A 13,557-nucleotide genomic window follows, 5' to 3' on the forward strand; every position below is an offset into this window, starting at 1 on the left:
ACTATTTATATAGCTATTTTTATACTATAAATTAAATTAAAGGAGATGTATTTTATGTCAAGTATACTAAATGGTCTAAAGCCTCAAAACGTTCTTAAGAACTTTGAAGCAATTTCACAAATTCCAAGAGGATCTGGAAACGAGAAACAAGTAAGTGATTACTTAGTTAAATTCGGTAAAGATCTTGGTCTTGAAACTGTACAAGATGAAGCTTTAAACGTAGTAATAAGAAAACCAGCTACAAAAGGTTATGAAAACGCACCTGGTGTAGTACTTCAAGGTCATATGGATATGGTTTGTGAAAAGGAAAAAGATGTTGAGCATGATTTCGAGAAAGACCCTATTAAATTAAGATTAGATGGGGACATGCTTTATGCAACTGGGACAACTCTTGGTGCAGACAACGGTATTGCTGTTGCTATGGCTCTGGCTATTTTAGAAGACGACAATGTTGAGCATCCAGCGCTAGAAGTATTAGTAACAACTAATGAAGAAACAGGTATGGATGGTGCTGCTGCTTTAGACCCAAGTTTAATAAAAGGTAAATACATTATAAATATAGACTCTGAAGAAGAAGGATATATCCTTGTAAGCTGTGCTGGTGGTAAAACTTCTGTAGTTACTCTACCAGTTGAATACACTAAAGCTTGCCCTGACAAAAAAGGTTTAGAAGTGGAAGTAAGTGGATTACTTGGTGGTCACTCTGGTATGGATATAGTTTTACAAAAAGCTAATGCTAACAAATTAGTTGGTAGACTATTAAATCTTTTAACTGTAGACTTCGATCTTGCAACTATTCAAGGTGGAACTAAACACAACGCTATTCCTCGTGAATCTAGCTGTATAATATTAGTTGACGCTAAAGATGTAGATGAAGCTAAAAAACAAATCGGTGATTTAGAAGCTACATTCAGAAATGAATACAGCACTGCTGATCCAGGTTTAGTAATAAAAGTTAAAGACGCTTCTGCTGAAGAAGTTATGACTGCTGAGAGCAAAGCTAAGATAATTCAAATGGCTTGCTTAATTCCTCATGGAGTTCAATCTGTGAGCATGGAGATAAAAGGTCTAGTAGAAAGTTCAACAAACTTTGCTATTATAGATAACCAACATGATACTATAAGCTTTATGAGTGCTATAAGAAGTTCTGTAATTTCTCTAAGAGAAGAAATAGCTGAGAGAGTTCAACTTCTCGCTGATGTACTTGGTGGAACAAATGTTATAAACGGTGTTTACCCAGCTTGGGAACACAGAAAAGGTTCTGCTCTAGAAAAAATAGGTTCTGATGTTTATAAAGATTTAACAGGAAAAGAACCAATAATAACTGCTCTACATGCAGGCCTTGAGTGCGGATTACTACTTGATAAACTTCCAAATGCTGAAGCTATATCAATAGGACCAGATATGTTTGATGTTCATACACCAAATGAGCATATAAGCTTACCTTCTGTTGCTAACATATGGGAATACTTATTAGCTTTACTAAAAGCTATAAAATAATAAATATAAAAAAACAGTTCATATTTTATGAGCTGTTTTTTATTTTATCAATTACGCATTCATATTATTCTGTAAAAATATAATTAAATTTTATCTTTAAAAGAATTTATAAATGTAAAAAAAGAACCTGCTTTTTTATAAAAATCCTGCAGGTTCTTTCATATTAATACGTCCTTATTAGAAGCTTTTCAACGACTTCTAATAGTATCTGTTTATATTCATTTTCGGGAAGCTTATTAATGTCTTTAAATGCCTTTTTAGTATATTTCTCTGATATCTTAATAGCATCTTTTATACCGTGATTGTTTTTAACAGCTTCTACAATTTCTTTTATTTCTTCATCTGTGTATTCATCGTCTTTTAGTAGACTTTCAAATTTTTCTGGATTATTTTTTATTGCCAATAGTAAAGGAAGTGTGTAAAGCCCCTCCTTTAAATCATTTCCTGCATTTTTTCCAAGTTGTTTATCAGTAGCAGTATAGTCAAGAATATCGTCTATAATTTGAAACGCCATCCCAATATTATGACCAATATTCCAAAATAGTCTACATGTTTTTTTATTACATGCACTCTCTGCTGCTCCTATATAAAAGCTCAAAGAAAACAGCTCTGCGGTCTTACCTGATATTATTCTAAAGTACTCTTTTATAGATAAATCTCTATTAAATACTGAATTTAATTGATTGATCTCACCTAAACATATTTTAGACATAACCTTTGTGTCTACATCTATACCCCTCTCGATAGATGATGTAGTTGCAAGTAATCTAAAACAAATACAGAACAAATAATCCCCTATATAAACAGCGTAGTTTTTACCGTACTTCGATTGAACTGTCTCTTTACCCCTTCTAAACTCAGCTTCATCTATGATGTCATCGTGTACTAATGTCGCCATGTGAAACATTTCCATTACAGAAGCTAGTGTTTGAGCTCTCTCTTTATTGTAATCTCCAAATCTCGATGCTATTAGAGTAAAAGCTGGTCTTAGCATTTTACCACCAGAGCTAGCTAATTCAATAATACTATTTTCAATAATCTTATCATTACACTTTGCATTTTTCTTTATTATATCTGTAATTTCTTCTATCTCTCTGTCTATTATGGGATAATCTCTCCAGAATTTACTCAATTTAATCCCTCACTTTACCTTGCTTCTTTTTGTTTGTCTATAAGTTAAAATTAGGAATACATTTTAATAAACATATCCCCATTTTTTTCACTTATACATATCTTACATGTTGTTTTAAATAATGTAAAGTATAACTAGATCTATTTTCCGCTATGCTCTTCATATATATGTCTTCTCTTACCCATCCAGAAGTCAATGAACTTCTGACTGATCCACGGCATTAGATAGTAATCTACGCCAAATGTTTTTCCTGCACCTGACCGCTATGCTCTTCATATATAGGTCTTCTCTTGCCCATCCAGAAGTCACTGAACTTCTGACTGATCCACGGCATCAGATAGTAATCTACGCCAAATGTTTTTCCTGCACCAGACATAAGAGCTATACTACCAAATGTAAACCACAGTATATCCCATCCAGCCATAGCTGTTAATATAAAGTTTAGAGTCATAAATGCTGAAGCAGCTGATGCTAAGAATGTAAATAGACCTATTATTAAGCAAGCACCAATAGCAAGCTCAGCTAGAACTACAATTCTTTGGAACCAAACAGCAACTTCTGGATTAGGCATAAACACTTTCATTATTGCTTCATAAAAACCAGGAGTCTTTGAAAGTATTGGAGTAACTGTAGCCACCGCTGAATCAGCAGCCTGTGACGCTCCAGAAACCGCATCGTGAAGCCATGGGAAAGGCATTTTTACATTTCCGGCAAGAACCCAGCTATCCGGTCCTATAGTGAACAATTTTGATGTAAGGGTTCCAATATAATCAAATATCCCATTTGCTCCTTTAGCAGATGTAAATGCTCCAGCCCATGTTTCCTCACCTACTAACTTCTTAGAAGCTTCAATGATCCATAAAAATCCTATATAAAGTCTTAATGGCACTAACCAAAGTCTATTTCCTTTAGAAGACAAGTGATTACCCATGATACTTCTTCTTTCTTTCATTCCAAAAAACTCGTGTAATAAATACTTGTAAACAGCGTGAATATCGTTAACACTAAATAAATATTTCATATTTACAATATGCTTCATAAGCATAGCAAAAAAGCCTGATAATTTAAGACCCATCAAGTTTGCAACACAGTATCTTCCACCGACAGATACCATAAATCCATGGTACTTAGGATTAAAGTCTTCGTGCTCTTTACCATCTATAGATGCCATTATATTTTTGGCTGCTGTAACACCTGTTTGTTCAGCTGCCTCGACTATTTGTGGGTTACCTTTTCCTTCTTCAACTTCTACCCAAGATAAGTCACCTATAACGTACATATTTTCTTTGCCTTCTATTTGCATCTTCTTGTTTGTCTTATATCTATTAGCTCTACCTCTTTCAACTTCTAAATCGTTTAAGTCTGCATTTGCCTGTATACCACATGTCCATATCAGTGTTTCTGTAGGTAGAATAGTACCATCTTTTAATTTTATGTACTCTTTATCGACTTCAACAATTGGTGAATTTTTCATAACCTCAAATCCATGCTTAATCATATAATTTTCAGCTTTATCAGCTTGGTCTCTGTCAAGCATATTTAGTATTGTACCCATTGCCTCAACAACAAGTAATCTTATTTCTTCTTCGTTTACTCTGTACTCCTTAGCTAAAGTCTTCTTCCATTCTAAAAGCTCTCCAGCCATTTCTATACCAGTAAAACCAGATCCTGCTACTATAAAAGTAAGCATTTTTCTTCTTTTTACTTCATCCTTTTCATAAGAAGCTCTTCTAACTATGTCTTCTATGTGTGCTCTAATTCTAAGTGCATCATCAAGCGACCATAGTGTAAACCCATTTTCTTTAACTCCAGGCACTCCAAAGAATGCTGGTTCACTACCTATACCTATCATTAAGTAATCAAACTTGTATTCTCCATCTGTTGTTTTAACTACATTGTTATCAGAGTCTACTTCCTCAATATTATCTACTACAACTTTAACTTTAGTCGTAGAGAATATCCTGTACAAATCTATCTTCACAGAATCCTCTGGGACCCTACCTCCTGCTACCTCATGAAGTTCTGTCATCAATGTATGATATGGATTTCTATCTATAAGAGTGATCTCTACATCTTCATTTTTCTTATAATGCTTTGCAAGTTTCTTAGCTGCATGTACACCAGCATATCCAGCTCCTAGTATAACAATTTTCGTTGACATATTTCTCCCCCTCTTCTTATTTTATTAGTTTTGAATTACATTAATATCATCCCGATTAAAATACACAATATATATGTAAATCCAAGCAAAGTAAAATTCTGAACAGCTGTAACAAAAGTTTCTGACTTAACTGGATTTTTTTCTAATTTATCTATATTTTTGTTTATAACTATAACTGTAAGTATAGCAAATATACAGCTAACAGGAAGCACTCTTGTAAACACACCTAAAAACATACAAACATATGCACTGTAATATATATATCTGTACAAGCGCAGTGCTTTTTCTCTACCTATATAATAAGTAAGTGTAAATCTATTAACTTTTATATCATCCTCTAAGTCACAAATATTATTTGCCAGCATTATATTAGCAATTCCAGCGACTAATGGCATAGATATTAAAAGTATTATAAGACCTTCAAGTAAATCAAACTTTGCAGTTAATATATATCCATTTAAATATACTCCAAAAAAATCTTCATTATAAATACTTGAGTATACAGTTAGAAAAGTTATGAAAAATCCCATAAAAAAACCTGAAAAAGCTTCTCCAAAAGGAGTTCTAGATATAGGGACAGGTCCAAATGTATATATAATTCCCATAAAAAAACACAGTGCTCCTATAGCTAATACTAATAGATTTGTTCTCACTGTTAATAAAATTCCAAAAAAAATCGCTACAGCCACAAGTGTAAGTATTATAAAGCTGCCTTTCTTCTTAGATATATTAAAGATAAACATTGGATTATTGCCATCGTAATTATCCTTAAAGTGCTTTAACTCATTTTTGTAGTCATAATAGTTATTTATAGCTGTAGTAGCCATATCAAAACATATCATCGATATAAACATTATAAGTAAATTTGCAGTGTCTAACTTTTGATACCTAAACAATGTAAATAGTATTCCAAGCATAAATGGCGTTACACTAGCAATTTTAGTTGGAAGTTCGACGTATTTAATAAATCCTTTTATTCCCATAAAACCACCTTCGCATAATACTTCTTTCGTTATCAATTTTTGCACAATACTCTTTTATTTACATAATATTTTTTTCTTATACAATACTTTTTTTCTTATACAATACTTTTTTTCTTATACAATACTTTTTATCGAAGATTCATTAAGAGCCTCTTCTAAACTATCTCTAAATTGACTTATACTGTTCTTCATTTTACTGTCCATATCTTTTCTATATGTAACATATAAATTATAATCCCATTCGTATTCACTTGCGTCTAAATTTACAAGTGACTTTGACTCTAAATCATCGCTTATCGCCATTCGAGGTAAAATCCCTATACATTCATTGCTGTAAATGTAACCTTTTAATATCTCTAGCGAGTCAGTTCTGAGTACTATATTTTCATATTTTACTTTTGCATTTACCTTGCCCGCAGTCTCAACTCTATCATTTAATAGCGCTATCGGCATGTTTTCTATTTTAGTTTTATCTATGTTTTTACGGCTTACTAGTATCATTCTATCTGTCCCAACATAGTCAGAAATCAAATCAGGATCACATATACATGAACAACCAACTGCTAACTCTGCTCTATTATTTAACAACATTGCATTTTCGTTAGCTATATAGTCATTATTTATATATACATCTGTTTCGCTGAAGATCTTTATGATGCTGTTTGAAACTTTATTTACTACATAGTTAGCATAAATATTCGAAATACTAATCTTAATTTTTCTTTGATCAGGGCTTTCTGACTTCATATCCTGTAAAAGGTTATCGTACTGCATAATTATTTCCTTAGCGTATTCGTAAAGAATCTCTCCTTTTTCAGTCAACTCTACCCCTCGATTGCTTCTCTCAAATAATTTTTCACCAAACTCACTTTCAAGTTTAAATAGTTGATTGCTAAGAGCTGGCTGAGATATATGAAAGATTGCAGCGACTTTTGATATACTCTTAATTTGGGCAACTTCATAAAAATACCTAAGAGTGCTTATTCTCATTACAATCCCTCCAGTAGTTTAGTTTGCAAGTTTAAAATCATCTTTTAATAGCTTAAAATTACCTTTAAGCCCACTAGTTATATAAACTTGTTTATCATTTGTAACAAACACAGCCTCCACATTTTTCATATCATCAACCATTTTTAAACCATCTTCCAAGCCTTTTGTAAATATCAATGTAGACAAAGCATCAGCATCTATCGATTTATCAGCAATAATTGAAATTCCAGATATATTAGTATCATAAGGATACCCTGTTTCTGGATTTAGTATATGGTGGTATTTAACACCATCTTTTTCTATAAATCTCTCGTAAATTCCTGTAGTGACAACTGTTTTATTTTTGACCTCTAAGCTTCCTAAAGCATTTCCTCTAAGTTCGACAGGGTCTTGTATTCCTATAGTCCATCCCTTATCTTCTGACTTAGATCCCATAGCAAATATATTTCCACCCAAATCTACTATCGCCCTTTTCACTCCAGCCTCTTTTAAAACCCTTACAGCTTCGTCTGCAGCATATCCTTTTGCTATACTTCCTAAATCGAGCATCATGCCTTTTTCTTCTAGATAAACTTCTTTAGTGTCCTCGTTTATCTGGACTTTATCGTAATCGATAAGTTTTTTTGCATTGTCGATCTCATCTTGAGTAGGAACCTTTGCTTCTGGAAGCCCTATACTCCACAACTTAACTAATGGTCCTACTGTAATGTCGTAATCACCATTTGATAAATTTGAATACTTAAGTCCTGAAGATATAATATCGAAACTTGTATCACTCATTTTTACCGGCTTTATACCAGCATTTTTATTTACTTCATCTATTTCTGTTCCTTTTTTGTTAATGCTCACAATATCATCGATCTCTTTAAGCTTATCGAATACCTTATCCATTACCTCATCGCTTTGATGATCGTACAGTGTAACTTTGATTACAGTACCCATAAACATCTCTGTTTTAGAGACTGGGTCTTTACTATCCTCTGCATTTTTTGTAGAACATCCAGTAAAATAAACAACTAGGAATACAGTTAATAAAATTGTAAGTAAACGTTTTTTCATAATCATTTCTCTCTTTTTTGTAATTTTTTATTCAATTTTTAGTTTTACTAAGTACTTAATGCTTTACATTCGATTTGCTGATTTTAAATTTACTGATTAGCGTCAGTTTATTTATTTTGTAAATCAAATCATTGTTAATTCTTTATTTTTTTAATGCGTACTTCTACCTATCTTGATGATTCAAATTATTATTGACTGTTAGAAATGTATTATTGGAGTGTTGTTTGTTTATATAAATCTTTATACCCAAATATACATTATTAAAACGCATCAACAATAAAATAACAAAACTACTAATATTAAAAATTAGTAGTTTTGTATATAAATCAACTTTATTATTCAGCTGCTTTAACTTCCATCATTTCTTTTTCAGTTTTTCCATTTCCTGCATTTTCGATAGCTTTAGCAAATAATTGCTTAGCTTTAGAACTTGATCCTGTTGCACCCGTTACGCCATCAATCTCTCCTGATTGTGCTTTGACAACTTGATCAGCTATCTTTACTTCGTATTCTTGAGGATTAGTTCCAGAAACTTCTTTCATCTTTTTATTGTACTCTTCATCGTCCTTTTTATCGCCTTTATCGGAAAACTCGATATACTTAGCTTCAGATATTTTTCCATCTTTAACTACTATAGTAGCTGTAGCTTTAAAGCCTTTATCATCTGCGTCTTTTGTTTCAGCTTCATAAGTTCCATCTTTTAACTTAGATTCATTATCCTTTGGAGTAGAAACTTCAGTTTTTTGATCATCCTTTGGCTCTTCTGCAGGCTTACTTGAACAACCTACCACTGAAATAGATATTATTCCTGCACATAGTACTGATAAAATTTTTTTGTTCATGAATGAATCCCCCTATAATTTATGATTTTTATAGTTATATATATTAGTTCTCTTGAGTAAATTATACTCTAAATTGTTAAAAAAATGTTAATAGTATTTATTTATACTATATAGTTTTTTTATATTGCAACTATCATTAATTATTAGCATATTGATATTTTTTCACATTTCATTTAAAATTCAATTTAGAAGAGTTTTAAATTTTTAACTTTTACTACGGGGAGATTAACATGAAAATAATAAAGAAAATGGATATTGTTATCATAGTGTTTTTAATTGTTTTATCATTTGTTCCAAATATTATTTTTGCTAAATCATCTATATTCGCAAACTACGATTCCACTTATGTTAGCATAACATTAGACGGAAAAAATTATGACAATATTCCTCTGTCATCTTTTAAAGGTAAAAAAGTCATTGAAATAGAAGATAAAGAACATAAAGGATACAAAAACAAAATCTTGATTAAAAACAACACTGTTAAAATGATCGAAGCAAACTGCAGTGATAAAGTTTGTATAAGACAGGGATCTATATCAAAAGTAGGTCAAAATATTGCTTGTCTTCCACATAAACTTATAATTGAGATTAAAGGAGAGGAGAAAGATAGTTCTGACGATTTAATACTATCTCACTAAATATATGAGAACTAATAAAACATCTAAAATGATTTATATGTCGCTATTAGTTTCAATGGCACTGATACTCTCTTTAATTGAAAAAACAATACCAGTGCCATTTATAACACCTGGCGCAAAGTTGGGGCTAGCGAACCTAATCATTGTTATTTCAGTGTATACACTGGATAATTACAGAGAAGCATTTACAGTACTTATTTTAAGATTACTTCTTTCAACACTACTTGGCAGCACTGTTTCTGCCCTTTTGTACAGCGCTACAGGTGGAATACTGAGCTTCATAGTTACTATTTTGGTTAAAAAACTTGGTGGAAAACATGTATCAGTAATAGGTGTAAGTACCTCGGCTGCAGTTTTTCACAATATAGGTCAACTGTTTGCAGCGTCATTAATACTCGACAACTTTGGCGTATTTATTTACCTGCCAATACTGTCGATAGCTGGAATAGGAACAGGATTTTTTATAGGATTATCAGCGAATTATATACTAAATCATCTAAAAAAACTTCCGCAGTTTAGAGAGAAGTTGTTACCAGAAGAAAGCCTTTAATTTGACCCAAAGCTTCTGGGTTCGAATATGTTGAAATACGATCACTTCGCTGATAGGCTTTGAATTTAAAAACTGGTTTTTTTGAACCAATTTTCTGTTATTTATATAAAAAACCATCTCAAATAAATTTTATTTTGAGATGGTTTTTTTATATTTTAATCTATCTATTTCATAGTTACATTAATTACTTTTCTGTTAGCGCCTCTTTTATACTTCACATCAGGATATCCTAGCACGACTGTAGTTGCTATTGCCTCTCCCTCTTTTAATCCGAGTTTTTCTTGAAGTTCAGGAATAAATCCTACAGCTCTTAGGAAAAATCCTATATGACACATTCCTAATCCCTGTGTATTAGCCATAAGCTCCATATTTGATGCTGCTAATCCTCCATCTATACGGGCAAATACTCCACTTTGAGATTCATCTACAACTACTATTATTGCCATTGGTGCGTTGTAAAAAAGCATGTCTACTCCAGTTTCTACGTAATCGTCGTACATTTTCTCAAACTTCTTTCTGTAAACTGCAGAAGACTTCAATGGCTCTTTGTCACCGTGGTTTACGGCTAAGTCGTGTAGGCCTTTCATAGCCATAACTTTTATATCTTCTAACTCTTTGTCTAAGACAATATATCTAGTAGCTTGTTTGTTACTTGCAGTTGGAGTGTATCTTCCTGCTTCTAAAATATTATCTAATTTCTCTTTTTCTACTTCTTTATTTTTGAAATGTCTTATACTTCTTCTAAATTTTATTGTGTTTAACATATTTTCTGGATCTATATCGAACGTAGCTTTATTGTACTCGATTACTTCTTCTCTATTGTAATCAATCATTTCTACAGCATCGACTGGACATACAGAAACGCAATGACTGCATTCTATACATATTCTGTTTCTTACAACAGGCTTTTTATCCTTCATAATTATAGCTGTAGGAAGACAATCAGAAGCACAAGCTCCACAGCCTATACACTTATTTTCATCAATTTTAATCAATTTAAATCCCCCTCTCTAATTTTAAGAGTTATTGTATTTCTAACAATTCTAATTTATCGCTTTTAACTCTCATAGCCTCCAAAGCTAACTCTGCAAAACTCTGGAAATTCTATTCCAACTTCTTCTATGCTGTTCATCGCATCCCTATTAGCACCAGCTGCAAATCTTTTTTCTTTCATTCTCTTTGTTATAGATTTTACCTTAACACTGGATAGTTTCTTATCTGGACTCCCAAATATGATACTAGGGGATTAATCTATCCCCTCATAGTAATGTCCTACCATTATACCACTTTTTTCTAAATACCTATATAATTGAGTAGATTTGCTATCTAGCTTGTTGTCATTTTCAACAACATCTAAATAAGCTTCTACAATCTCTTTTATCTCATGAGCGCTTTCAAATGTAAAATCTAACCTAAATACTGATATTCCAGCTCGGCTTAATTTATCTAAATCATCCATAATGCACAGAGGCTTTGAATTGTATATGGTACTTCTACAGTACATATCTTGCTGAACCTTAAAGTTTTCGCCATCAGCGCTTTCTAAAGCGTATCTACTTTGAGAACATATTGCACATCTTTTGTCCCTCTTACAGCCTCTTGCTACAACTCCCATAGGGCAATATTCTGTTATCATCATTGGTATATAAGCGTACACAACGGCTTCTGCTTCTACATCTGTTAATTTTAAAGTTTCCTCTATTTCGTCTAGACTCATTTCGACAGACATACATACTGATTTTACATTTTGGCCGTTAAAGTAATTTAATGATTCACTATTAAATGAGTTTAGATAGTAATCTACATACTTTTCATTTTCATCAAAAACACCAAGTGATCCCCATGTACTTACTTGAACGCCTATTTTATCAGTAGTCTCTTTAAATTTAGATATTAATTCAAATTCGCCATTTCTTATAATCCTTGGAGCTGAGTATACTATTTTCTCTCCTGATTTTTCTGAAACCTTAATTGCCTCTTCTAATGTATATATATCTTCATAGTAGATAATGTCCAAATTATATCCCAATACTGCATTTAATTGATCTATGTTCTTAACTTTTACTCTCAATTTACTGGCTTTTCCACTACCTCTATTTGCAGGTTTTGCACTGTATTCAATATTCTTATCTTTGAATTTTCTACCTTGTACTTCTAATCTTTTTTTACTCAAAAGTTCGATACATTCTCTTCTCATCTTATTCAAAGCACTTATAGACATACTTATATTATTATCAAGATCAATATTTACATTGTGCATAATATACGGTGTATTTCCTAGTTTTACAAGTTGAGTCTTTACCTTATCTTCGCTAAGTGCAACTTTTATAGCTTCTTCTACAGGATTCTCACCTTGAACAGCAGCTGAATTTCCCATTAAGTCCTTCATAGTAATAACAGGAATTTTCCCTAGCTTAATCTCAATATCTGCCTCTACTGGTATCTTAACAAACTCTTTATCATCTTTAAAAGTTTCTCTGACTTTCTCCAAAAGTTCTCCATCAGAAGTCTTAAATATCTTTTGATTTCTCTTTGCCTCACCTATAAAGTCTAGCTCTATGATCTCACCTTTGTATCCTATATCAAAAATTTCCTTATCTTTAATTATTCTACCAATAGTTCCTCCACCTAAATTTATGCCGTCCCCTTTTTTGAGAGTACCTTCAAGCATCAATCTAAGCCTCTTTGACTTTCTATTGCAATCCATTACTTTTCCGATATAAAGACCTTGGTTGTTTGGTTTTTCCCTATTCATAAGGTCATCTCCAATATCTCCAAGCAAATGGCCTTTAGTAAATCTTCTATTAAATATAGTGTATAAATTTTCCATTGTATTTTCAGATACATGGAAATCCCCATTTTCTAGATAATCATTTACAGCTTGTCTATAACTAGATACTACTGTTGCTACATACTCAGGTTTCTTCATTCTACCTTCTATCTTAAGTGAATAAACACCTGCATCTATAACTTTATCTATATCTTCTATTGAATTTAAATCTCTCGTGCTCAACAGATAATCTCCATCTTCATTTATAACTTTTCCGGTATCTATATCTATAAGTTTGTACATCTGTCTACAAGGCTGTGCACATCTTCCCCTATTTCCTGATCGATTTCCAAGCATACTGCTCATCAAGCATTGTCCTGAATAACATACACATAGAGCTCCATGTACAAATACTTCTATATCTGCATCTGTATTGTCGCAAATATGCCTAATTTCACTTACGTTTAGCTCTCTAGCTAAAACTACTCTATCAAATCCCACACTACTCAGATATTTTACATCTTCTAAAGAATGTGCAACCATCTGAGTACTTGCGTGTAATTCAAAATCCGGAAGAAGTCCTTTAACTAGTTTTGCTATACCGATATCCTGTATTATAAGTGCATCTACATCAATATCGTATAAAAATTTTATATATTCTATAAAATCTTCTATTTCTCTCTGTTTGATAAGTGTATTTACTGTTATAAATACTTGCACACCTCTAATATGGCTATACTTTACTGCTTCAATTAATTCTTCCCTATCAAAGTTATTTGCCGATGCTCTCGCACTAAAATCTTTTCCACCTAAATAAACAGCATTTGCACCATTTTGTACAGCTGCTTTTAGAGCTTCAAATGACCCTACTGGAGCGAGCAATTCAATGTCTTTTGTGTTTTTATTAGTTTTCATATTACCTGCTTCCATAT

The 13,557-nt window shown here is 32.2% G+C and carries 11 protein-coding genes; 3 read left to right on the forward strand and 8 right to left on the reverse strand.

Going from position 1 to position 13,557, the window contains the following annotated elements:
* Positions 1-54 precede the first annotated feature (54 nt).
* On the forward strand, positions 55-1,500 hold the full coding sequence (locus J2Z43_RS11415; RefSeq protein WP_209457317.1) for an aminoacyl-histidine dipeptidase: 1,446 nt from the start codon (positions 55-57) through the stop codon (positions 1,498-1,500).
* A 163-nt stretch (positions 1,501-1,663) separates the two neighbouring features.
* Here the strand turns inward: J2Z43_RS11415 and J2Z43_RS11420 are convergent, their stop codons facing one another.
* The 6 genes from J2Z43_RS11420 to J2Z43_RS11445 form a co-directional block, all read right to left on the reverse strand.
* Positions 1,664-2,632, reverse strand: coding sequence for a polyprenyl synthetase family protein (locus J2Z43_RS11420; RefSeq protein ID WP_038299143.1), 969 nt, complete (start codon positions 2,630-2,632; stop codon positions 1,664-1,666).
* Between the two features lie 232 nt (positions 2,633-2,864).
* Positions 2,865-4,793, reverse strand: a complete 1,929-nt coding sequence (locus J2Z43_RS11425) for an FAD-dependent oxidoreductase (protein ID WP_209457318.1) — start codon at positions 4,791-4,793, stop codon at positions 2,865-2,867.
* A gap of 35 nt (positions 4,794-4,828) precedes the next feature.
* Positions 4,829-5,821: a 1,4-dihydroxy-2-naphthoate polyprenyltransferase gene (locus J2Z43_RS11430; protein WP_209457319.1), complete on the reverse strand. Its 993-nt coding sequence runs from the start codon at positions 5,819-5,821 to the stop codon at positions 4,829-4,831.
* Positions 5,822-5,890: 69 nt separating this feature from the next.
* On the reverse strand, positions 5,891-6,766 hold the full coding sequence (locus tag J2Z43_RS11435) for a LysR family transcriptional regulator (RefSeq protein ID WP_209457320.1): 876 nt from the start codon (positions 6,764-6,766) through the stop codon (positions 5,891-5,893).
* 18 nt (positions 6,767-6,784) lie between these two features.
* Positions 6,785-7,825 carry an FAD:protein FMN transferase gene (locus J2Z43_RS11440; RefSeq protein ID WP_209457321.1) on the reverse strand — a complete coding sequence of 347 codons (1,041 nt, stop codon included), beginning with the start codon at positions 7,823-7,825 and terminating at the stop codon, positions 6,785-6,787.
* Positions 7,826-8,160: 335 nt separating this feature from the next.
* Positions 8,161-8,667, reverse strand: a complete 507-nt coding sequence (locus J2Z43_RS11445; protein WP_209457322.1) for an FMN-binding protein — start codon at positions 8,665-8,667, stop codon at positions 8,161-8,163.
* Between the two features lie 230 nt (positions 8,668-8,897).
* Here J2Z43_RS11445 and J2Z43_RS11450 point away from each other — a divergent pair, with 230 nt between their 5' ends.
* The gene (locus J2Z43_RS11450; RefSeq protein WP_234926373.1) at positions 8,898-9,305 is read left to right on the forward strand and encodes a NusG domain II-containing protein; all 408 of its coding nucleotides are present in this window, start codon (positions 8,898-8,900) and stop codon (positions 9,303-9,305) included.
* 4 nt (positions 9,306-9,309) lie between these two features.
* Positions 9,310-9,855 (forward strand): Gx transporter family protein, encoded by a 546-nt coding sequence (locus J2Z43_RS11455; protein ID WP_209457323.1) that lies wholly within the window; start codon positions 9,310-9,312, stop codon positions 9,853-9,855.
* A 164-nt stretch (positions 9,856-10,019) separates the two neighbouring features.
* On the opposite strand, the gene J2Z43_RS11460 is transcribed toward J2Z43_RS11455, so the two are convergent.
* A complete protein-coding gene (locus J2Z43_RS11460) occupies positions 10,020-10,850 on the reverse strand; it encodes a nitroreductase family protein (protein WP_209457324.1) in 831 nt (276 codons plus the stop codon).
* Positions 10,851-11,101: 251 nt separating this feature from the next.
* Positions 11,102-13,540, reverse strand: coding sequence for a DUF3656 domain-containing U32 family peptidase (locus J2Z43_RS11470; protein ID WP_209457325.1), 2,439 nt, complete (start codon positions 13,538-13,540; stop codon positions 11,102-11,104).
* Positions 13,541-13,557: the final 17 nt, after the last annotated feature.

The organism is Metaclostridioides mangenotii, from assembly GCF_017873185.1.
Taxonomy (GTDB): domain Bacteria; phylum Bacillota; class Clostridia; order Peptostreptococcales; family Peptostreptococcaceae; genus Metaclostridioides; species Metaclostridioides mangenotii.

Excerpts from the sequence above, each read along its gene's own strand:
- J2Z43_RS11450 (WP_234926373.1), top strand. The coding sequence starts at position 8,898 with ATGAAAATAATAAAGAAAATGGATATTGTTATCATAGTGTTTTTAATT.
- J2Z43_RS11455 (WP_209457323.1), top strand. The coding sequence starts at position 9,310 with ATGAGAACTAATAAAACATCTAAAATGATTTATATGTCGCTATTAGTT.
- J2Z43_RS11445 (WP_209457322.1), bottom strand. The coding sequence starts at position 8,667 with ATGAACAAAAAAATTTTATCAGTACTATGTGCAGGAATAATATCTATT.
- J2Z43_RS11415 (WP_209457317.1), top strand. The coding sequence starts at position 55 with ATGTCAAGTATACTAAATGGTCTAAAGCCTCAAAACGTTCTTAAGAAC.
- J2Z43_RS11435 (WP_209457320.1), bottom strand. The coding sequence starts at position 6,766 with ATGAGAATAAGCACTCTTAGGTATTTTTATGAAGTTGCCCAAATTAAG.
- J2Z43_RS11425 (WP_209457318.1), bottom strand. The coding sequence starts at position 4,793 with ATGTCAACGAAAATTGTTATACTAGGAGCTGGATATGCTGGTGTACAT.
- J2Z43_RS11440 (WP_209457321.1), bottom strand. The coding sequence starts at position 7,825 with ATGAAAAAACGTTTACTTACAATTTTATTAACTGTATTCCTAGTTGTT.
- J2Z43_RS11470 (WP_209457325.1), bottom strand. The coding sequence starts at position 13,540 with ATGAAAACTAATAAAAACACAAAAGACATTGAATTGCTCGCTCCAGTA.